Annotated in this window: 19 protein-coding genes and 2 tRNA genes; 9 read left to right on the forward strand and 12 right to left on the reverse strand. The window is 56.0% G+C overall.

All coding sequences use genetic code 11. The features are described from left to right. Positions 1 to 448: 448 nt before the first annotated feature. Entirely contained in the window at positions 449 to 1,207 is a 759-nt protein-coding gene (locus CAY35_RS04405; protein ID WP_181377484.1) for a rhomboid family intramembrane serine protease, read from the reverse strand. Between the two features lie 110 nt (positions 1,208 to 1,317). Beyond that, positions 1,318 to 1,860: a peptidylprolyl isomerase gene (locus tag CAY35_RS04410; protein ID WP_101630473.1), complete on the reverse strand. Its 543-nt coding sequence runs from the start codon at positions 1,858 to 1,860 to the stop codon at positions 1,318 to 1,320. Positions 1,861 to 2,036: 176 nt separating this feature from the next. Between CAY35_RS04410 and CAY35_RS04415 the strand changes: the two genes are divergently transcribed. Further along, positions 2,037 to 2,951, forward strand: coding sequence for a hypothetical protein (locus CAY35_RS04415; protein WP_109303487.1), 915 nt, complete (start codon positions 2,037 to 2,039; stop codon positions 2,949 to 2,951). Between the two features lie 173 nt (positions 2,952 to 3,124). Here the strand turns inward: CAY35_RS04415 and CAY35_RS04420 are convergent. The 9 genes from CAY35_RS04420 to dnaA form a co-directional block, all read right to left on the reverse strand. After that, positions 3,125 to 3,197, reverse strand: a tRNA-Ala gene (locus CAY35_RS04420). Position 3,198: 1 nt separating this feature from the next. Then, positions 3,199 to 3,275: transfer RNA gene (locus CAY35_RS04425), tRNA-Ile, on the reverse strand. A 279-nt stretch (positions 3,276 to 3,554) separates the two neighbouring features. Next, positions 3,555 to 4,106, reverse strand: a complete 552-nt coding sequence (locus CAY35_RS04430) for a DUF3566 domain-containing protein (protein WP_101630475.1) — start codon at positions 4,104 to 4,106, stop codon at positions 3,555 to 3,557. After that, a complete protein-coding gene (gene gyrA, locus CAY35_RS04435) occupies positions 4,103 to 6,745 on the reverse strand; it encodes a DNA gyrase subunit A (protein WP_258265632.1) in 2,643 nt (880 codons plus the stop codon). The genes CAY35_RS04430 and gyrA overlap by 4 nt, the downstream gene beginning before the upstream one ends. A 144-nt stretch (positions 6,746 to 6,889) precedes the next feature. Next, on the reverse strand, positions 6,890 to 8,911 hold the full coding sequence (gyrB, locus tag CAY35_RS04440) for a DNA topoisomerase (ATP-hydrolyzing) subunit B (RefSeq protein WP_101630544.1): 2,022 nt from the start codon (positions 8,909 to 8,911) through the stop codon (positions 6,890 to 6,892). 348 nt (positions 8,912 to 9,259) lie between these two features. Next, on the reverse strand, positions 9,260 to 9,847 hold the full coding sequence (locus CAY35_RS04445) for a DUF721 domain-containing protein (RefSeq protein WP_181377485.1): 588 nt from the start codon (positions 9,845 to 9,847) through the stop codon (positions 9,260 to 9,262). Further along, the gene (gene recF / locus CAY35_RS04450) at positions 9,828 to 11,021 is read right to left on the reverse strand and encodes a DNA replication/repair protein RecF (RefSeq protein WP_109303489.1); all 1,194 of its coding nucleotides are present in this window, start codon (positions 11,019 to 11,021) and stop codon (positions 9,828 to 9,830) included. The genes CAY35_RS04445 and recF overlap by 20 nt, the downstream gene beginning before the upstream one ends. Before the next feature lie 7 nt (positions 11,022 to 11,028). Beyond that, on the reverse strand, positions 11,029 to 12,153 hold the full coding sequence (gene dnaN / locus CAY35_RS04455; protein ID WP_101630478.1) for a DNA polymerase III subunit beta: 1,125 nt from the start codon (positions 12,151 to 12,153) through the stop codon (positions 11,029 to 11,031). A gap of 504 nt (positions 12,154 to 12,657) precedes the next feature. Further along, positions 12,658 to 14,316: a chromosomal replication initiator protein DnaA gene (dnaA, locus tag CAY35_RS04460; protein WP_109303490.1), complete on the reverse strand. Its 1,659-nt coding sequence runs from the start codon at positions 14,314 to 14,316 to the stop codon at positions 12,658 to 12,660. Between the two features lie 618 nt (positions 14,317 to 14,934). Between dnaA and rpmH the strand changes: the two genes are divergently transcribed. The 8 genes from rpmH to CAY35_RS10060 all read left to right on the forward strand — a co-directional run bounded on the left by rpmH (position 14,935) and on the right by CAY35_RS10060 (position 21,500). Further along, on the forward strand, positions 14,935 to 15,072 hold the full coding sequence (rpmH, locus tag CAY35_RS04465; protein WP_035755734.1) for a 50S ribosomal protein L34: 138 nt from the start codon (positions 14,935 to 14,937) through the stop codon (positions 15,070 to 15,072). Between the two features lie 71 nt (positions 15,073 to 15,143). Beyond that, on the forward strand, positions 15,144 to 15,494 hold the full coding sequence (gene rnpA, locus CAY35_RS04470; protein ID WP_109303491.1) for a ribonuclease P protein component: 351 nt from the start codon (positions 15,144 to 15,146) through the stop codon (positions 15,492 to 15,494). Beyond that, complete coding sequence (gene yidD / locus CAY35_RS04475) at positions 15,481 to 15,975, forward strand: membrane protein insertion efficiency factor YidD (RefSeq protein ID WP_109303492.1); 495 nt, start codon at positions 15,481 to 15,483, stop codon at positions 15,973 to 15,975. Before rnpA ends, yidD begins: the two co-directional genes overlap by 14 nt. A gap of 11 nt (positions 15,976 to 15,986) precedes the next feature. Continuing rightward, positions 15,987 to 16,958: a membrane protein insertase YidC gene (yidC, locus tag CAY35_RS04480; protein ID WP_109303493.1), complete on the forward strand. Its 972-nt coding sequence runs from the start codon at positions 15,987 to 15,989 to the stop codon at positions 16,956 to 16,958. Beyond that, positions 16,958 to 17,554, forward strand: coding sequence for a Jag family protein (locus CAY35_RS04485; protein ID WP_181377493.1), 597 nt, complete (start codon positions 16,958 to 16,960; stop codon positions 17,552 to 17,554). Before yidC ends, CAY35_RS04485 begins: the two co-directional genes overlap by 1 nt. Further along, positions 17,554 to 18,315, forward strand: coding sequence for a 16S rRNA (guanine(527)-N(7))-methyltransferase RsmG (rsmG, locus tag CAY35_RS04490; RefSeq protein WP_258265622.1), 762 nt, complete (start codon positions 17,554 to 17,556; stop codon positions 18,313 to 18,315). The genes CAY35_RS04485 and rsmG overlap by 1 nt, the downstream gene beginning before the upstream one ends. A 36-nt stretch (positions 18,316 to 18,351) precedes the next feature. Beyond that, the gene (locus CAY35_RS04495; protein WP_109303494.1) at positions 18,352 to 19,239 is read left to right on the forward strand and encodes a ParA family protein; all 888 of its coding nucleotides are present in this window, start codon (positions 18,352 to 18,354) and stop codon (positions 19,237 to 19,239) included. Positions 19,240 to 20,126: 887 nt separating this feature from the next. Next, positions 20,127 to 21,500: a ParB/RepB/Spo0J family partition protein gene (locus CAY35_RS10060; RefSeq protein WP_109303495.1), complete on the forward strand. Its 1,374-nt coding sequence runs from the start codon at positions 20,127 to 20,129 to the stop codon at positions 21,498 to 21,500. 156 nt (positions 21,501 to 21,656) lie between these two features. Here CAY35_RS10060 and trxA read toward each other — a convergent pair whose 3' ends face one another. Continuing rightward, a complete protein-coding gene (gene trxA, locus CAY35_RS04505; RefSeq protein ID WP_109303496.1) occupies positions 21,657 to 21,980 on the reverse strand; it encodes a thioredoxin in 324 nt (107 codons plus the stop codon). Positions 21,981 to 21,987 lie beyond the last annotated feature (7 nt).

The raw sequence follows: 21,987 nt of genomic DNA on the forward strand, positions 1-21,987 counted from the left end.
GCGCTATTTGCCTGGAATATCAGGGTTTTTCGGTGCTCGAGATGTGAAATGAACTCGTGTGAATCACATCGGTGTAAGTTCTCCACACTGTGGAGAACGCATGTGGATAAACATAAGTTCAACGGATCTTGAAGCGAATTCACCGAAAATCCTCGTTTCTGTCAACACCCGTGAACAAAGTTATCCACAGCTGTGGATCAAATTGGGGATTTCTTCGTACATATCTTCGCCCGCTCCCAACAACGGACCACAGACGCCCAGGTTTTACAGGATCCCCAACGGATCTTCGAATAGTCTCCACCTATTCGAATCACATCGATGTATCTTGTCCACACTGTGGAGAACTCCTGTGGATAAAAGAAGTCCCCCGGCTATGTGCCGGGGACTTCCATTCGCGCTTCGTGGTACGAAGCTTGCTTACGCTTCGGCTGCGTCTACTAGTCCGCGTCTACTGTGTCTGCGCTACTGTGCTCCACTCGGTCGATGATGCGGTAGTCCACTTGACGCCCGCAGCGTAGTTCAGGCACACCCACACAATCACTGTTAGGAAGATCCCGTAGATCGCAATTTCCGCGATTCGTCGAGCACCAGCGGTAGCAATACGGTTCCGGGTCACAGCCGGATCTAGAGCTTCTGGTGAGTGAAAAGCCATGCCGGCACGTTCAAGGACGTAGGGCTGGAACCGTGCGGCGATACCCAGCACGATTCCGGCAATCGCGCCGCCGAGGTGGCCTTCCCACGAGACGCCTGGCATGAGAACCCCTTGTAGGAACATGATGACCACAACGATGGCGAGGCTCCTGAACGCCGCATTAGCTCCTTTGCGTAGAACCATGAGCAGTGCGGTGCATAGAGCGAAAATGCCGCCGGAGGCACCTAGCGCTCCGTCGATAGGGCTAGTGAGCAGGACAGTCGCTACGCTTCCCGCCACGACACCGACCGCGAAGATCGCGATAAACCGTACCGTTCCAACGATTTTCTCGAGCAACAGCCCGATGTACCAGAGCATCAACAGGTTGCTGAGCAGATGGCTTGAGGGCAGCGTTTCTGTACTGTGCACTACTCCTGAGCTCAGCAGTCTCCACGGCTCTTCAACCACGTAGATGCCGCGGACCACCATGTCTTCGGTGAAATCGTCAACCGCCAGCTGGACGATGTAGAACACCAGCAATACAGCGGTGATGATGATGGTGCCTGGTACGCGCATCCATAGTTTTTGCATCGATGTACCCGTTCGTTAGCTCGGCAAGAGTGCCCGGTTAACAGCAGGTGCCCCGGAGCCATGACAGCACCGGGGCACCTGCACAAGCTTCAGGTTTAGAGCTTCTTGATGTCGATCGAGGAGATAACGACGTCCTCGAGCGGCTTATCTGCAGGGTCAGTTGCGACAGAGTTGAGCTTGTCGACAACAGCCTTGGAATCCTCATCCACTACTTCACCGAAGATGGTGTGGTTGCCCTGCAGCCACGTGGTTGGGACGGTCGTGATGAAGAACTGGGATCCGTTCGTGCCGCGGCCCATGCGCTTGCCTGCGTTGGCCATCGCGAGCTTGTATGGCTCAGCGAACGTGAGTTCTGGGTGGATCTCGTCGTCGAACTGGTAGCCCGGTCCGCCGATGCCGCGACCAAGTGGGTCGCCACCCTGGATCATGAAGTCCTTGATGATGCGGTGGAAGATGGTGCCGTTGTACAGCGGGGTGCCCTTGCGAGCTTCACCCGTTGCAGGGTCGGTCCATTCCTTCTCACCCGTGGCCAGGCCAACGAAGTTCTCCACAGTCTGCGGAGCGTGGTTACCGAACAAGTTCAGGACGACGTCGCCCAGGCTTGTATGAATAGTTGCTTCATGCGTTGCAATGCTCATGCTTCCCATCATCCCATGAGGTGCCGGCATTTATATTGCCGAATCATACGCGTTGAGTGAACAGGTTGGTGCAAGTTCCGCGAAACCCAACACATCGGCCCGTTTTCCGTCTAGGGTGAAGATATGGAACAACGTCCACGGACAGGTGGGCGAACTACTAAAACAGGAGAGCAGTCATGAAAGACCGTTCAGTTAAGAAGGCAGAAGGCGCTATCGCGAACACTGTCGAAAATGTACGCGAATGGGCTGCTCCCAAGCTCCATGCGGCTACCGAAGCGCTTGCTCACGGCTACGAGCAGGTTTCCCCGGTTATTGCCGATGGTCTGAACACCGCGAAGGAGAAGGCAGCAGACATGTTGGAAAAGGTTCAGGACGACGTCGTCCCAGCGGCTAAGGACTTCGCCTCCCGTGCGCAGGAGTCCGCTAGCGAGACCTTCACTAACGCTAAGACGAAGGCAACTGAGTTGGCAGCGCAGGCTCAGGCTGGCGCGAACGCTGGCCGTGCGGAGCTCGAGAAGTCCGCTAAGAAGGCTAAGAAGGGCAAGAAGGTGTCCAAGCGTCAGCTGAAGAAGCAGGCTCAGAAGGCTGCTCAGGCAGCTAAGAAGGCGGCCGCTAAGGAACGTAAGAAGCAGAAGAAGTCTGGCGGTAAGAAGTTCTTCTTGTTCGTCCTCTTCGCCGCGATCGGTGCGGCTGTTGTTGCTGCATGGCGTGCTTCCCGCCCGGTGGAGGATCCATGGAAGAACCCTGCTCCTAAGGAGAAGGCTCCAACGCTGGCTTCGAAGCCAGCCGCTCAGAAGGAGTCGACTGTCGATAAGGCTAAGGACGCCGCCAAGACCGCTGTCGATGCTGCCAAGGACAAGGCAGCAGACATCAAGGACAAGGTCACCAGCGACGACGCTAAGGAGTCCGCGAAGGAGACCGCTGACAAGGCTAAGGACGCCGCTAAGACGGGTTTCGATGCCGCTAAGGACAAGGCAGCGGACGTCAAGGAGAAGGTGACTGGCGAGAAGCCAAAGGAGTCCGGCCGCCGCGCTGCTGAGCAGCCTCTGAAGGACGCAAACACCGGTTCGGATAACCCACTGAACAAGTAAGCGTTTTCTACGCCTCACAGGCGTACCCGAAGGCCCCTGCCACCACAACCGGTGGCGGGGGCCTTCTTCTATAGCTGTCTTCTTCTATGTCCTGTTGCAGCGCCTAATAATGGCAGTGTCTTAAATGATTGAGGCCCGGATGATCTTTCCGATCTTCCGGGCCTCTCACTTTGTGGAGGATAGGGGACTCGAACCCCTAACCCTCTGCTTGCAAAGCAGATGCGCTACCAATTGCGCCAATCCCCCATGGTGGGCGTACCTGGAATTGAACCAGGGACCTCATCGTTATCAGCGATGCGCTCTAACCGTCTGAGCTATACGCCCGCACCATTTCCGCTAAGGAATGTTTCCTCAGAAGATTCTATTCCTAGAATCTCTAGGAACCAAATCGACTGTGAACAAAATCGAAACGAAACTCTATCTCGAAAGACTATTCGTTTTTCTTTATTCACCGGGAGCTTCTTGACGAAGTCCCTGAGTTGTTTCCTTAGCAGGAGCAACGTTGAAAAACTCTACCTGGTTTCTTCGGAAGTTCCAAATCGAACGAGGTGTGATGTGAAACTCACGTGAACCAGACGAGGCCGCCAACGTCACTGCAGGCGTCTAGTCATCAGTCAATGTTACCGTAATTCCGCCAACAAGGGAAGATGACAAGTTATAGATCACCGCTGCGACCATCGCTAGAACCGTCAACAGGATCACGTTCACAACCGCGATAATCACCGCGAAGCTCGTCACGTTACCCATCGAAACGTAGTCCTTGACGTCGAACTTCTTGCCCTCACCCATGATCGTGGCCAAGAAGTTATTGATCTGATCAAGAACACCAGCGACGTCGAAAATAGCCCAGAGCACCACGGTAGCGACGACCGTGACAACACCCAGAGCCACCGAAAGCAAGAACGCAAGCTTCAAAACGCTCCAGATGTCCACCTTGGACACCATGAGCCGAGCCTTACGCACCTTGGCCTTAGGCGCTGGACGCACCAACGTAGGGTTACCGCCACGAGCGGCCGCAGGACGGGCACCAGCAGGGCGAGCCCCCGACGACGCCGGACGAGCCTTCGCTTGCGAGCTCACCGTTTGCGGGGCCGGCCGACCCCTTCCACTTGATGCCTGAGGGCGTTGCTCACCAGGCTTCTTTGAGGTACTCACTCGTCTCCTCCGTCAGTTGGCTCCGAATCAGCGCTTTCGCCCTGACCTTCTGTCTGCACTTCAGCAACTGTACCCGCTTCAGTGCCCTCGACGTCTACATCTGACGATTCAGCCTCGGCATCATCGCCGGCTTCCTCGCCCGCAGCTTCAAGGTCATGGTTAGCATTCTTCGCAACAGCAAGGATGTGATCCTTCTTATCCGGCTTAGCGAAAATCACACCCATCGTGTCACGGCCCGTAGGCGAAACCTGGCTCACAGCCGTCCGGACAACCTTGCCAGACTGCATCACAACCAGGATCTCGTCGTCTTCCTGAACAACCTTGAAGCCGACCAGCTCACCACGGTCTTCCGGCAGGTTCGCAACCTTAATGCCGAGGCCGCCACGGCCCTGAACACGGTAATCCGAAACCGGGCTGCGCTTGGCGTAACCGCTGTCAGTCACGGTGAAGACGAACGATGACTCGTCGTCACGCACAACGCTCATTCCCAGCAGTTCATCGCCGGCACGGAACTTCATGCCCGTGACACCAGAGGTCGCGCGACCCATCGGACGAAGAGCCTCGTCAGTCGCCGTGAAACGAACCGACATACCCTTCTTCGAAACCAGCATCAGGTCATCATGCTCGCTCGCCAAACCAGCCGAAACGAGCTCGTCACCCTCACGCAGATTCACTGCGATCACACCGGCCGTACGGTTCGTGTCGTACTCCTCCAAACGAGTCTTCTTGACCAAACCATTACGGGTCGCCAAAACCAGGTACGGCGCCTGCTCGTAATTCTCGAGCGCCAAAACCTGCTGGATCTGCTCACCCGGCTGGAAAGCCAACACATTCGCGACATGCTGGCCACGCGCATCGCGCGCCGCCTCCGCCAATTCATAGCACTTCAAGCGGTACACGCGGCCGAAGTTAGTGAAGAACGCAATCCAATGGTGGGTCGTGGTCACAAAGAAATGCTCCACAACATCCTGGCCACGCAACTGCGCGCCACGAATACCCTTACCGCCACGATTCTGCGCACGGTAATTATCCGAACGGGTCCGCTTGACATAGCCACCCTGGGTGATCGTGACAACCATTTCCTCAACAGGGATCAAATCCTCAACAGACATATCCCCGTCATAGCCACGGACAATCTCCGTGCGGCGGTCATCACCGAAACGCTCAACAATATCCGTGAGCTCCTCAGAGATCACCTCACGCTGCAGCGTCTCCGACGCAAGGATGCGCTCGTAACCAGCGATCTCCTCCATCAGGGCGTCATACGTGTCCTGAATCTTCTGACGCTCCAACGCAGCCAAGCGGCGCAACTGCATATCCAGAATCGCGTTCGCCTGATCATCATCGATCCCCAAAAGCTTCTTCAAGCCCTCACGCGACTCATCAACAGTCGGCGACTTACGGATCAACGCGATCACGTCATCGAGCACATCCAGAGCCATCAACAAAGCAACCTGAATATGCGCCAAAGCCTTGGCCTTCTTCAAACGATGCTTAGTGCGGCGGACAATCACATCGATCTGGTGATTAATCCAGTGAATAATGAACGCATCCAGCGAAAGCGTGCGCGGAACACCATCCACAAGCGCCAACATGTTCGCCGAGAAGTTCTGCTGCAGCTCCGTGTGCTTATACAGGTTGTTCAAAACAACCTTCGGCACAGCATCCCGCTTCAGAACAATCACCAAACGCTGACCAGTACGGCCAGACGTCTCATCCCGGAGATCCGCGATGCCCTGAATCTTGTGATCCTTCACAAGATCAGCGATCTTAATCGCCAAATTATCCGGGTTCGCCTGATACGGAAGCTCAGTCACAACCAAGCACGTACGGCCGTCGATCTCCTCGACATTAACCACCGCACGCATCGGGATAGAACCGCGACCAGTGCGGTACATATCCTCAATACCCTTACGACCCAAAATACGGGCGCCCGTAGGGAAGTCCGGGCCCTGAATGCGCTGCATCAGCGCCTCAAGCAACTCCTCACGGCTCGCATCCGGATGCTGCAGAGCCCACTGCACACCATCCGCAAGCTCACGCATATTATGCGGAGGAATGTTCGTGGCCATACCAACGGCAATACCGGCCGAACCATTAGCCAACAGGTTCGGGAAACGAGCCGGCAGAACAGTCGGCTCCTGGTTCTTACCGTCATAGTTCGGCATGAAATCCACGGTGTCCTCGTGGATATCCCGAACCATCTCCATAGCCAACGGAGCCATCTTCGTCTCCGTATAACGAGGAGCCGCAGCACCATCGTTACCCGGCGAACCAAAGTTACCCTGGCCCGTAGCCAACGGATAACGCATGACCCAGTCCTGAGTCAGACGCACCAACGTGTCATAAATCGCGGAGTCACCGTGCGGGTGGAAGTGACCCATCACCTCACCAACGACACGGGCACACTTGTTGAACCCGCGGTCCGGACGGTACCCGCCGTCATACATCGCGTAAATCACGCGACGGTGCACCGGCTTCAAACCATCACGCACATCCGGCAACGCGCGACCAACAATGACAGCCATCGCATAGTCAAGATATGACTGCTGCATCTCAGTCTGCAGGTCAACCTGCGAAACACGGTCACCAGCAACCACCGCAGGAGCCAAAGACTCCCCAGCGCCCTCAGCGTTCATATCCGGATCAGGAGTGTTGTTCTCGCTCATCGAATTACAGCTTCTTCCTTAGCCTCAACGTCCAAAAGTCTTCCTCAGCAACAACGCCACCGTGACAACCACATCGTCGGCTTACACCGTGTAGCGCCGTGCACCCTGACGAACCTAAATATCCAGGAACCTCACATCACGGGCATTCTGCTGAATGAACTCACGGCGAGACTCAACGTCCTCACCCATCAGAACAGAAAACACCTGATCCACAGCAGCAGCGTCATCCATCGTGACCTGCTTCAACGTACGGAACTCCGGGTTCATGGTCGTGTCCCACAACTCCGAATAATCCATCTCGCCCAAACCCTTATAACGCTGAATCGCATTATCCTTAGGCAAACGCTGGCCAGCCGCGCGGCCCTTCTCCAACGCCTCATCACGCTCGGCGTCAGTGAACACATAATCGTGCGGGGCATTCGACCACTTGATGCGATACAGCGGCGGCTGCGCCAAATACACATAACCGTGCTCAATCAACGGACGCATGAAACGGAACAACACCGTCAACAGCAACGTGGTGATGTGCTGACCATCAACATCGGCATCCGCCATCAACACAATCTTGTGATAACGCAGCTTCTCGATATCGAACTCTTCACCGATGTTCGTGCCGAACGCGGTGATCATCGACTGAACCTCACGGTTCGCCAACGCCTTATCCAGGCGAGCACGCTCAACGTTGAGGATCTTGCCGCGTAGAGGCAAAATCGCCTGCGTCCGCGGATCACGGCCACGCTTAGCCGAACCACCTGCGGAGTCACCCTCAACAATGTAGATCTCGCACTCAGTTGGGTTCTTCGACGAGCAATCCGACAACTTACCCGGCATACCGAACGTCTCCAACGGAGACTTACGCCGAGCCTGATCACGAGCCTTCCGCGCAGCCATGCGAGCCTGTGCCGAAAGCATCGCCTTACGGATCACATCGCGTGCCGGCATCGGGTTGCGTTCAAGCCAGTCACCCAAACCATCGTGAATAACACCCTGCACAAAACCACGCGCAATCGAGTTACCCAGCTTGGTCTTCGTCTGACCCTCAAACTGAGGCTCACCCAGCTTGACGGAAACCACCGCGGTGAGACCCTCACGGATATCGTCACCCGTGAGGTTCTCATCCTTCTCCTTCAGAAGGTTGTTCTCACGCGCATAACGGTTAATAAGCGACGTCAATGCGGCACGGAACCCTTCCTCATGAGTACCGCCCTCATGAGTGTTGATCGTGTTCGCATACGTGTGAACCGACTCCGAATACGCCGACGTCCACTGCATCGCGATCTCAACCGAAATCTTCCGGTCGGTGTCCTCAGCCTCAAAAGCGATCACATCTTCATGGATCAGCTCGGCCTTCTTCGACGCATTCAGGAACTTGACGTAATCAAGCAAGCCCTCGTCGTACTTGTAATCCACCGTGCGATGCTGCGGCTTCTTCTCAGCCTCAGTCGCCTCCGCATCGGCCTCATCAACAACCTCATCGCCCGCGTCATCAAGGCTGCGCTCATCAGTCAAGATGATGCGCAAACCCTTATTCAGAAACGCCATCTGCTGCAGGCGCGCACGCAGGGTCTCAAAATCGAACTCAACCGATTCGAAAATCTCCGGATCCGGGTAGAACGTCTGGATCGTTCCCGTCTCATCCGTCTCAGCGCCACGCGTCAGGCCCTCACCCACAACATGGCCGCCGTTCTCAAACGACACATTCCACTCGTAGCCCTGACGCTTAACGCAGGTATCGATGCGGCGCGAAAGCGCGTTCACAACCGAAATACCAACACCGTGAAGACCACCAGAAACCGCGTAACCGCCGCCGCCGAACTTACCGCCAGCGTGCAGAATCGTCATGACGACCTCGACGGTCGGACGGCCCTCCGTCGGGTGCATATCCACCGGAATACCACGGCCGTTATCCTCAACACGGACGCCACCATCGTCCTGCAACGTCACGCGGATCGTATCCGCATAACCAGCCAACGCCTCATCGACCGAGTTATCCACGACCTCATACACGAGGTGGTGCAAACCACGCGGGCCAGTAGAACCGATGTACATGCCGGGGCGCTTACGAACAGCCTCGAGACCCTCAAGCACCGTAATCGCAGACGCACCATATTCCTCGGTCACCTTACGGTTCCCCACATGACCGGTGCCTTCATGTGTCTCACCATGCGCCTGCCCAGCAGACCCCTCATGGTGCTCCGAAACGCCGTTCTCCGGCTGGATATCCTCCGCCACGGTACTCCCAGTTCTTCGAATACGTACTGCAAACGCCTGCTCCCTGCGCACCACAAACAGCACGCGGGCACACAAAAGCGCCGATTTAGATCCATTCTAGCGCGGAATGCGAACGTCCGCGGCCTTAGCAGGCCCGCAAACGCCCCTCAGACACGATCCATGTCCGCACATGTAGGGAATCCCCTCTAGCTACTCCATCCCCGCAAAACCGATTGAGCGGGATTCGCGGCACCAGAACGTGCTCCCCATACATCACCCATACGTATCCCGCGGACCACGCCCACCCGGAGCGATCCGCGGACCCTTACGCCACGACGGCGCTGCCGGCCCCAAAACCCTAATCTGCGTCACCACACCATGCCCCACTGCAGCATCCAAACGCTTCAACAAATCGTGCTGCATCAACTGCAAATTCGTAGCCCACGCAGTCGACGAACACCGCACCACCACAACCGAATCCTCAAAAGACTCCGGAACCGCATGGGCCGCAACCTCCGGCCCCACAATCTCAGGCCACCGAGCCACAACCGAACCCACCGCAACCGGCTCGGACCAGCCCCGCGCACGCATCATCCCTTCCAGCAAGGACCCCAACCCCACCGGATCACGCCCACCGGCATCGGGATCATCCCACCGAGCCTTACGCGCTTTCCGAGCCCGAGCCTTCTCTTTAGCCCGCTGAACCATCGCCGCATCCCGGCGCACACCACCCTGCTGCAAAGCCAACTGACGCGCCCGAGCCAAAGCCACCGTCGGCGCATCGTCCATCAACGCATCCACAGCGCCCGCCTCAAACTCATCCGGCTCAACGCCACCCCGCTCAGGAATCTCCTGCGTCATCCAACGTCACCTCCCCCGGGGAAACCCGCACCACCGTCGCATCCAGCCCCTCCGGAATCTCGCTACCCACAGCCGCAGTCACCAAAACCTGCTCAGCATCCGCCAACGCAGCCACCAAACGCTGCCGCCGGAACTCATCCAGCTCGGCGAAAACATCATCCAAAATCAAAACCGGACGCGCGGCATCAGACGGATCATCCTCGATCAAAACCCTGAACGCCGCGAGCCGCAAGGCCAAAGCCAGCGACCACGTCTCACCATGCGAAGCGAACCCTTTCGCGGGAGCCTGCCCCAAACCGAACATCACATCATCACGATGCGGGCCAACAGTCGTGGTGCCACGTTCAATATCCCGCGGGCGGGCGGCCTCCAACGCGCGGCTCACCACATCAGCCAGATGCACCATATCCGGAGTCAACAACGTCTCTGCCGCAACCGGACCGTCAGCCGAACCGAGCTGTTCAGCCTCATCAACCACCGTGGCGAAGTAACGCAACGTGGCCGCCTTAGCTCCGTTCGTGAGTTCCGAATAAGCTTCCGCAACATGTGGAGCCAACAACTTCGCAACATGAATCCGGTTACGCAACAGCGGTGCCGCGGCCTGGGCGAAATGCATATCCCACACATCGAGGGTGGCCTCATGCGCCTCAGTAAAACCGCCCGATGCGCGGGCAGACTTCAAAAGCGCGTTACGTTGACGCAGAACCCGCTCAAAATCATTGCGAACCGCCGCCTGATCCGGGCGAAGCTGAACCACAAGATCATCCAGGAACCGCCGCCGCACCTCAGGCTCGCCCTTGACCAGCTCGAGGTCTTCCGGAGCAAACAAGATCGAACGGAAAACACCCAACGCCTCACGAGCCCGGGCAAAATCAGCGCGATTGATGCGTGCCCGGTTCCTGCGACGCGGATTGATCTCAACCTCAACGCGCGTCAACCGGTCATCACGGTTCACTTGCCCCGCGATCAACGCACGCTCCGCGCCGAAACGCACCAACGGCGCATCCTGGCTCACACGGTGAGAATCCTGCGTGGCCAAATAACCGATCGCCTCAACGATGTTGGTTTTGCCCACACCATTCGGGCCGACCAACACAGTCGTTCCAGGGCCTAACGGCAGATCAAGGTGCTGATACGTGCGGAAATCGTGCAGCGAAAGATGGTTCAGAAACACCTAAGCATCACGCGTTAGGCAGACGCACCGGCATCACCAAATAGCGGAAAGACATATCCGGCTGGCCGCTTTCCTGATCGAGCGCGGTAAGCATTGCAGGCTTAGGCGCGGTAGTGAACGCGAACTGGACGTTATCGGTATCGAACGCCGACAAACCTTCCGAGAGGAACGGAGGGTTGAACGCAACCGTGATGTCCTCACCATTGAGCTGGCTTTCAATGGCTTCTTCAGCCTGGGCTTCCTCGCCTGAGCCAGCATCAAGGGAAACCTGGGCATCAGAGAACTGAAGACGCACAGGAGAGTTGCGCTCAGCAACAATCGATACGCGACGAACAGCCTCGATCAGTTCCGACGTAGAAACCGAAGCGTAGATGAGCGACTCTTCAGGGAACAGCGAACGGATCTTCGGGTAGTCACCATCCACCAGCAGCGTTGTGGTGCGGCGCGAACCCGAAACGAAACCGATGATGTCGCCGTTTTCCTCCATGCAAATGCTGAGTTCGCCGGCCGAACCCAAGGTCTTGGCAACATCGGACAACGTCTTGGACTTAACAAGGGCGGAGGTTGAAACGCTGGAAGCCGCAGGCTTCCAGTTCATCTCACGCATCGCCAAGCGATAACGGTCCGTAGCCAACAACGTCATCGTGTCGTCTTCAAACTCAACCTTGATGCCGGTCAGAATCGGCAAGGTCTCATCACGGGCTGCAGCGACCGAAACCTGCGAAACAGCGCGAGCGAACTCCGAACCATCAACCGTGCCCAGAACCTCTGGCATCTGAGGCAAAGTCGGGTACTCATCCACGGGCATCGTCGCCAAGTGGAAGCGGGAACGGCCACACGAAACCGTGAGCTTGGAATTCTCAAGTTCAAGCGTCACTGGAGCTGCAGGAAGCGTGCGCGCAATGTCGGCAAGCATCTTGCCCGATACGAGCACGGAACCTTCAGTTTCGATGCTGGCGTCTACATCGAGGTGAGCTGAGGTCGTGTAGTCGAAAGCCTCAAACGTCAGAGTGTTGTTTGCAGCTGTAATCAGAATGCCGGAAAGCACTGGGGTCGCTGGACGAGGTGCCAATGCCCGAGCAGTCCAAGTCACGGCTTCAGTGAGCACATCACGATCCACGCTGATCTTCACAGATTCACCTTCCGATGCAAATACGAGGCCCTAAGATTCCCTAAATTTCAAGCCTCGGAGCTGTACGAAGTTCACTCCTGTGCTCAAAAGTCACATAGGGCACGGGTTTAGCCTACCTGGTTCACAGGAGGAGGTCATCGTGAGCTTGCAAAATCATGGGGCTGCATATGGCTACAGAATTTCGTGAGGCATGGGCTTGGAGTGCCCGTCCCGGAAGCCTCGAATCACAAAATGTAATTTGGGATGGATGTTTAAAGGTGGGAGTAGTAGTAACCGCTGTGGAGTTTGTGCAAAACCTGCCTGATCGGCTTGTTTTCGCTATCCACGAGGTGTGGATAACATGTGGAGAAACTCTAGGGTTTCATCCTCATAGCTGTGCAGGACTTAGGGCGCTATAACAACTATCCGCAAGAAACCGGCTTTATCCACAGTTATCCACAGACATATGCACAGTTCTTGCGGATAACTACAGAAAATATGCGATTTAGTAGCGTGAATACAGGGTTAATCCCGCTGCTGCTGACGCATCATGTTGGTCAATTCAGTGACCTGGTTGTAAACCTCACGTCGTTCAGCCATGAGCTCGCGAATCTTGCGTTCAGCATGGATTACGGTTGTGTGGTCGCGGCCGCCCATCAACTCACCGATCTTGGGTAGCGACATTTCAGTGAGCTCACGCAACAGATACATCGCGATCTGACGTGCAGTAACCAAAGCACGGGTGCGCGACTTCGAGTTGAGCTCAGCCACTGTGAAGTCGAAATACTCTGCAGTCGTGTGAATGATCGTCTCTGGCGTGAGTGTTTGCGCTCCCTCATCTGTAATGAGGTCTTTCAGAACGTGCTCCGCAGTTTCCAGCGTGACCGGCTGTCGGTTCAACGATGCGTAGGCGGTCACGCGAATCAGTGCACCTTCAAGTTCACGAATGTTCGTGGAAATCTTCGAGGCGATGGCTTCCATGACCTCCGGCGGTACCGAAAGGCCCTCGGCTTCGGCCTTCTTGCGCAGAATCGCGATACGCGTTTCAAGCTCCGGCGGCTGAATATCGGTGGTGACCCCCGAAGCGAAGCGTGAACGCAGGCGTTCTTCAAAACCTGAAAGCTGTTTTGGCGGCAGATCAGAGGTGATCACGACCTGCTTGTTGTGGTTGTGCAACGCGTTGAACGTGTGGAAGAACTCTTCCTGCGTCGCGTCCTTGTTCGCGAGGAATTGGATGTCGTCAATCAACAGGATGTCGACGTTGCGGTACATCGCCTTGAAGCTCGTGCCTTCGTCGTCACGAATCGAGTTGATGAAGTCGTTCGTGAACTCTTCAGAGTTGACGTAGCGAACACGGATGCCGCGGTACAGATCGCGTGCATAGTGTCCGATGGCGTGCAACAAGTGCGTCTTTCCGAGCCCCGAGCCACCATAAATGAATAGGGGGTTGTACGCCCTGGCGGGAGCCTCCGCCACAGCAACTGCAGCCGCGTGCGCGAACTTGTTTGTAGAACCGATCACGAACGAATCGAAAACATACTTAGGGTTCAGACGGCCGAACTCAGCGGACGTCGATGGCGGTTGCGGCACCGGACGGACAGCAGGCGGCTGCGCTACGGGCACCAACTCACCCTGGCTTGCATCGAGCCTTTCAGCAGCTCGCTGGAAACGCTGCACATCGGCCTCTGAGCGCACGAATTCACCGTTATCCTGCGGATGTTCAGAGGAAACTTCGTGCTGATCTTGGCCTTGATCGTTCTTCTCGTAGCGAGTGCTATCGAACTCTTGCTGGTTGAAGTTTTCGCGGGGCCGTTCCGACGGAGTGTATTCGCCGCGATCGTCGTATTCGCCGCGATCGAAACGTAGTCGCGGATCGGCATCGTCAGGAGAGGTTGTTTCGGCCTCCCTGGTTTGAGTTGCGATCGCGGTGTCGATCGAGAACGCACACAGCATGTCTTGACCAAAAACGGTGCGCAGCGCGTCATCGAGCGATTCGCTCATGCCGTTTTGGATCGCGTCACGCGTGAGCTCGTTGGGGACTGCAACGAGGAATGTCGTTCCCACACGGCCTTGTGGCTGCGCTAGCTCGAGGTATCCGCGTTGGCGAGGGGTCACTCGTGAGTCTGCACGCAGCTCTTGGACCACTTGCCGCCACTGATCGGCAGCTGCGTCCTGAGTGCTCATCACAGTTTCCCTTCCGTTAGCGCATTGATCACGTGAGTTTTGCCGGCTAAAGAGAGCCATCATCGGACAGTCTCGAGGTGCACAGCAAACACACAGCTGAGCCTACGGCACCATCAGTCTATGCGGTAGGCCTATCAGCACTACCGTACCCGGGTTTGCCACAGGATGCAGAACTTATGCACAGTGAATTGGGGATAACTAGGGCTGAAAACGCAAGATATCCTCAGGGTTGTCCCCAAGTTGTGGATAACTTTGGTGAACAGGGTGTGAAAAGAAGGCAGACACATTGTCATTTGCCCGGCATGACGGCGACATCAAAGCTCACGCAAGCAGCAGCCCAATCATGTAGCAACCACAGGATCGCGTTCCCAATGGTGATCTACCTAACCCGAGTTTGACCTGACACAAACAAACTCGCTATTATGGATCAGTTCCGTGCTATGCGGCGTGCCCAAAAGGCGCACCCGAATACCTGACAATGCACTGGCCAAACGGACCAAAAACGTTCCGGTTAGTCCTCGTTAGAGCACGGTTGTAAACGTGATACAACGCATCCATCCCGTTACTTCCCCAAGGCACAACGGACGATGCCCTAACTGACGTCATGGAGTGTTCAACGTGACCAAGCGGACTTTCCAGCCGAACAACCGCCGCCGCAGCAAGAAGCACGGCTTCCGCCTGCGCATGCGCACCCGCGCCGGCCGCGCAATCCTCTCGACCCGCCGCAACAAGGGTCGTAAGAGCCTCTCTGCCTAACCCGCCTGAGTCGCCACTCGGAACCACACGGTCCCGGGTCAGCTCAAGCGAACCCATCAACGGGTGTTTTCGTGCTCCCACAACAACATCGAGTACGCAAAGGCAATGAACTGCGAAACGTGATGCGTTCCGGTACCCGTAAAGGGTGCCGGAACGTCGTCGTCTTTGCGACACCAACCGATAATCCTGTGCCACGCTTCGGATTCATCGTTTCCAAAAAAGTGGGCAACGCGGCAGTACGAAACAAAGTCAAACGGCGACTACGCGCGAGTGCATGGGAGATCATCAAAGAAGGCCTCCCAAACCACGACGTCGTAGTCCGCGGCCTACCCGCCGCAGCGAACGCAGACTACAACACCCTTAACAAGGACCTCCGCAACGGACTACGCAGAATCGGGGTGGACATACGTGGCACGCAATAAAAACAAACGTGCAACACGTGCCCACCACAAGCACGCCCACGCAACTGCACAAAACCGAGCTGACCACAGCAAACTTGCTGACGAACCTAGCCTCGCGGAGCAACTCGGCCCAGCCCCCATCGTCCCTGACGATCAAGCACCTTCCGTGCCATGGTGGCGCCACATCGTGGACATTCCACGAAACATCATCATCGGCTTCATCAAATTCTGGCGGCTAGTGATCTCCCCGCTCTACGGAGACGTCTGCCCCTACTACCCAACCTGCTCCGCCTACGGGCTAGAAGCAGTAACAAGCCACGGTGCAGTCAAAGGATCATGGCTCACCGTATCGAGAATCGCTCGGTGCAACCCATGGACCAAAGGGGGAATCGACCCAGTGCCACCCGGCAAGCGGATTTGGCCTGAGTCGAAGGTACCGAAGATCATAGTGTTGAACCATCCCCTGCATTCATCTCAGCCGCACACCGCGGCCAAGGAGTAAAGCGGCGCTTTATGAATTTCTTTAACTGGCTACTGACCCCGTTCCGCTGGGTCATGTCCTTCCTCATGGACATGTTCCACAGTCTGTTCAGCTTCCTCGGGCTCGACCCAGACTCCGGTTGGACCTGGACGCTCGCGATCGTTCTGGTGACGGTCACCGTTCGTGCGGCCCTGATCCCAGTGTTTGCGCGCCAGATCCGCGCCCAGCGCGCCATGCAGGTAGTGCAGCCAGAGCTACGCAAGCTCCAGCAGAAGTATAAGGGCAAGCGAGATCAACTCTCGCAGCAGGCGATGCTTGCCGAACAGCGTGCACTGTTCAAGAAGCACAACACGTCGATGTTCGCATCGTGTATGCCGCTTCTGATCCAGATGCCGTTCTTCTTCGCGCTGTTCCAGGTGCTGAATGGTTCCGCTCGCGCCGCTAGCGACAACGACAACATTGCAGCACTGTCGGCTGAGAAGGTCCGCTCCTTCCACGACGCGAAGATTTTTGGCGCTCGCCTCTCCGACACGTTCGTTGGGACACTCGGTAGCGATTCCCCGAACGTCTCCGTCATCATCGTCGCGATCGTTCTGATCCTCGCGATGGTCGGACTCATGTTCTACACGCAGCGTCAGCTGATGACTAAGAACATGACCCCTGAAGCGCAGCAGGGCCAGTTCGCGCGCCAGCAGCGCATGATGCTGTACTTCCTGCCGATCGTTTTCGGTATCGGTGGTATTAACTTCCCACTGGGTCTGCTGGTTTACTGGACTGCAACCAACCTGTGGGTTCTCGGCCAGCAGATGTGGGTTATCAAGCGCAACCCAACCCCTGGCTCGCTTGCGGAAAAGGAACTCAACATCCGCCGTGCAGCACGTGGACTTCCGCCGATTGGTGAGAAGGGCAAAGCAGTGCAGGAAGAGAACACTAAGACCAACCAGACGCACGTGCGTGGCCAGCGCGTCCAGCCGCAGCGTAAGAACCGGAAGAAGCGTAAGTGATGAAGGACGAACAGTTGCAGGATCTTGAAGCCACTCCTGAGACCGAAACCGAGCACGCGTCGGACGAGGCGCAGCCTGAGCGTGAAAACGGTAAGTCTCTGACGATGCAGCGCCTCGAAGAGGAAGGCGACGCCGCGGCTGACTACCTTGAAGAGCTGCTGGACATCGCTGACCTCGACGGCGACATCGACATCGAGGTCCGTGGCGGCCGCGTCTATGTTTCGGTGGAGACCGAAGAAGACGATGCGGACCTTCAGGAACTCGTCGGCCGGGACGGCCGCGTCTTGGATGCGTTGCAGGAACTGACTCGGTTGTCGGTTCTGGCGCACACTGGCCAGCGTTCGCGTTTCGTTCTGGATATTGCCGGTTACCGTAAGGAACGCGGTGAAGAGCTCAAGGTGATCGCTAAGAAGGCTATTGAGGTGGTCAACGAGTCTGGTGAACCAGAGGCCTTGGAGCCGATGACCCCTTACGAACGGAAGATCGTGCACGATGTCATCGCCGATGCCGGGCTCGTTTCCGAGTCTGAGGGTGAAGGTTCGCGTCGTCACGTCGTCGTGCATCCTGCCGAGGACCCTGCCGAAGACGAGGACTAATGATGTCGCACAGCTCGCCGAAGCAGCATCGTGATGCTGACGATGAGCCGCGCCGCCCAGGTACTGGACCTGAAGGCCCGCGCGTTGATTCATCTGAGATTGCGGTAGCTCCTGAGGATGCCCCGCGTCCAAGCGCGGATGAGCTCCCGGCGGTCGAGCACTATTTTGGTGACCGGGCTGAGCTGGCTCAGCGCTATGTCGGGCATTTGGCTTCAACCGGTATTGAGCGTGGGCTGATTGGTCCGCGCGAGATTCCTATTTTGTGGTCGCGACATGTTCTGAACTGTGCAGCTTTGGCGGACGTGATGCCTGAAGGCGCCCTGGTTGCCGACGTCGGCTCTGGCGCCGGCTTGCCTGGTCTGGTTCTAGCCTTGGCGCGCCCCGATTTGACGATGGTTCTGATCGAGCCGCTTCAGCGTCGTTGCCAGTGGCTTGATGAGGTTGTCGAAGATCTGGGTCTGAGTGACCGGGTCGATGTTGTGCAGGCTCGCGCTGAGCAGATGGCGGAGACGCTTGATGTTGATGTGGTGACGGCACGTGCTGTGACTGCGATGCGTCAGCTTGTTCCCTTGACTCTGCCGCTGATGCGCGGCGGCGGTGAGCTTATCGCGTTGAAGGGCCGTTCAGCCGCAGCTGAGGTTGAGAAGGCCGCTAAGGTGATCCGAAAGTTTAAGGGCCGCGACGTGCGCATTGAAACTGTGGGTGAAGAATGGCTCGCCGAGCCGTCCACCGTTGTGCGCGTTGCGGTTGATCCTCGCTAGTGTGGACTCTGTAGGTTTAGGAAGAGAGGCTCTCGAATGGCAGATAAGAAGCATGCCGGCAACGATGCTGTTGGTGCGTCGCGTTCTGCCTCTGGGGGTTCTCGCCGGAAGGGTTCTAAGGGACGTCCTAAGAGCACGCGGATCATCACTGTAAGTAACCAGAAGGGCGGCGTCGGTAAGACGACGACGACCGTGAACTTGGCTGCCGCGCTTGCGTTGCAAGGTATGCACGTTCTGGTGATTGATAACGATCCACAGGGCAATGCTTCGACTGCGTTGAATATCCCCCACCATTCCGATGTTGCATCAACCTACGATGTTTTGATCGAGGGCACTCCGCTGTCTGAGGTGGTTCAGGACTGCCCTGACGTGGAGAACTTGGTTGTTGCTCCTGCGACGATCGATCTTGCTGGAGCCGAGATTGAACTGGTCTCTTTGGAGGACCGTGACCGCCGCTTGGCTCAGGCGATTGAAGATTATGCGGCCTATCGTGAAGAGAATGGTCTTCCGCGTCTGGATTTCGTTTTCATAGACTGCCCACCGTCGTTGGGACTTTTGACGGTTAACGCGTTCGTAGCTGCTCGTGAAGTTCTGATCCCGATTCAGAGTGAATACTATGCGCTTGAGGGTTTGAGCCAGTTGCTCAGCAACATTGAGTTGATTCGTGAGCACATGAATCCGGAGCTCGTTGTGAGTGCGATTCTGCTGACGATGTATGACGGCCGCACCAACTTGTCTGCGCAGGTCGCGCAAGAGGTTCGTGAGCATTTCCCACAGCAAGCGCTGGAGTCTGTCATTCCGCGTTCGGTTCGTATTTCTGAAGCACCGAGTTTCCAGCAGACTGTGCTCACATATGACCCGTCATCTACCGGGTCCTTGGCGTTTCAGTCAGTCGCTCGCGAAATCCTTTCTAAGTCAAGCTAAAGCGATTTATAAAGAAGCTTTGGTGCTTCAAGTTCTTGTTTCTTCGAATCGATTACTTGACCTGACCCAGGGTAAGGGAAGAATGTCCCATTCTGACCCAGATTCCTGTTTCAGCACCCTCGATTGCGTGGATTCTTTTCAGGAGAGGCATCTGTCGTTTCATACGTTCGTTCCATATGTTTGTTTCACGTGAAACATCGCGAGAGATCAATTCGTAGACGACGGCCACGTCTGTCGAGTCTTTGAAACGCGATTCTCACGAGAAGTTTTCGTCCTCTTATTGCGTCGGCCAAATTTCCTCGACCATCAAGCTTGGTTCTGAGCACTCTACGCAAAGCAATTCTGCTGTTCGAGAGTCGACCGCTCACACTGCGGTACTTCACTCACTGCAATGCGTCGCCACCTAACGCTCAACATCTTGGGGGTTCCATTTCACGCTATTTGGTTATCCTTCGAAGCGCCCAAACTTCCCGTTGCGAAGGTGAACATCTGACTCATCCAAAGAAATCTAAACCATGTTGTGGCTCTGATCAGCGGGGATTAACCTACGGTGATACCCGTCCTATCAACGTAGATGAGCCTAACTATTCGGTTGTTGCAACACATCGAGTACTAGTTCAATGAACCTGTCGGGCACCTCAGTGACGTTTCTAAGTTTCACGTGAAACAGGCAATTGATGCCAAAACGTTTGGTGTAGGAGCTGAAAAACGAGAAGCTATCAAGACGCCATGCGAAGTGACGATAATGAATGCCTTCGAATATCTCTGAATGTAGATGCCGACGGTTGCAGCGAAACCAACATGCGACATTTGGTGCATCAAACGAAGCGCCTCGAGAAAACAGGAGAAGTTGGCGATAAACTTGATGCTAAGCGAAGGAGAAACACATGGCACCACCACGTAGACGCGGCCTTGGACGAGGCCTCGGGGCACTAATCGGATCGAGCGCCGCAAACACACAAGAAACTGAGACACCAGAGGACAGCGTTTCAAACGAAGCGGCCACAGATACCACTTCGTCAAAGAAGTCTGGTTCGGTTTCCAAATCTATTGCGTCGGCTGGTACAGGTAAATCAGAAACTAAGAAGTCGGCGTCAACGACAACGACTAAGGGTAGGGCTAAGTCGACTACGAACAACGTTAGTGTTTCACGTGAAACAAGCAAAGCTACATCAGTAGCAGATAAGGCAAGTTCACAGCCTAAGAACACTTCAAACAAGCGACCAGTAGACTTTTTCTTCACTACGGAGGCGGATCGAGCGGTCTCCGAACAAAAATCAGCAGATAAGACGGTAACGCAAAAGAAGGCGGCGAAGCCGCGTAAGGCCATGCCAGATGTTCTTTCGCCAAAGGCTCGCGGCAATGTTTCACGTGGAACAGAACTTACAGTAGAAGTAGAACCACAGAATAAAGATGAGAACGAGGCTCTCGTACCCGTACCAGGAGCTACGTTCATGGAAGTGCCTGTAAAGGATATCCATCCGAACCGTAAGCAGCCTCGCCAGGTCTTTGACGAAGACGAGCTCGCGGAACTCGTTCACTCGATCAAAGAGATCGGTCTGTTGCAACCGGTTGTGGTTCGTCCTTCACGCGAGCCGGATGGACCTAAGTACGAACTGGTTATGGGTGAACGCCGCTGGCGTGCAACCCAGGAGGCAGGGTATGACGTCATCCCAGCGATCATTCGTGAGACCGAAGACGCTGATCTCCTGAGAGATGCTCTCCTAGAGAATCTCCATCGTTCGCAACTGAATCCGCTTGAAGAAGCGGCTGCATATCAACAGCTGATGGCTGAGTTTGATTGCACGCAAGAAGAGCTGTCCGAGCGCATTGGTCGTTCAAGGCCACAGATCTCGAACACAATACGTCTTCTACGACTGCCAGCTCTTGTACAGCGCCGCGTCGCTGCAGGTGTGCTCTCTGCGGGCCATGCCCGCGCAATTCTCTCGTTGAGTCGTACGGAGGCCATGGAGAAGCTTGCACAGCGGGTCGTTAATGAGGGCTTGTCGGTACGAGCTACTGAAGAGCTGGCCCAGGTTATGGAACGGCAAGGTGAAACTCCAAAGCGCCGCCGTGTAGCTGAGCCACGTCGACAGGAGCGTTTGGACTTTTATGCCAACGAGCTTCAGGACCGACTCGAGACCAACGTCAAGATCACCTTGGGAGCTCGTAAGGGCCGCGTTCAGATCGATTTCGCGTCGGTCGACGATCTAAACCGCATTATGGGAATCATCAAGGGCGATAGCGCCTCTGAAGGCTAGAAGAGCGTAGGGCCGTATACGAAAGGGAGGCAGTTCCAAATGGAACTGCCTCCCTTTCGTGTTTCACGTGAAACAACAGGAAGAGTTAGCTATATCAGTAAGAAATAGCTATGTTTCACGTGAAACAAAGCTGGCCAGATAAGGCCGTGCAAGCGATCAGATGTGCTCCTTGAACGCATCGAGCAGCTGAGCCTTAGGCTTTGCGCCAATCGAAGTACCTACGTGCTCTCCGCCCTTGAAGGCGAAGACAGCAGGAATCGATGTGATTCCGTACTTAGCGGCAATGCCTTGGTTTTCGTCAACGTTAACCTTGACAACCTGGAGCTTGTCGCTGTTCTCCTCCTGGATCTCTTCAAGTACCGGACCCAGCGCGCGGCAAGGACCGCACCATTCTGCCCAGAAGTCAACGAGAACGGTCTTGTCGCTATTGAGAACCTTCTCTTCGAAGTCAGCTTCGGTTACATCGATAACATTGCTCATGAGTACT

This window comes from Pseudoglutamicibacter cumminsii (assembly GCF_003143995.1).
Classification (GTDB): Bacteria; Actinomycetota; Actinomycetes; order Actinomycetales; family Micrococcaceae; genus Pseudoglutamicibacter; species Pseudoglutamicibacter cumminsii_B.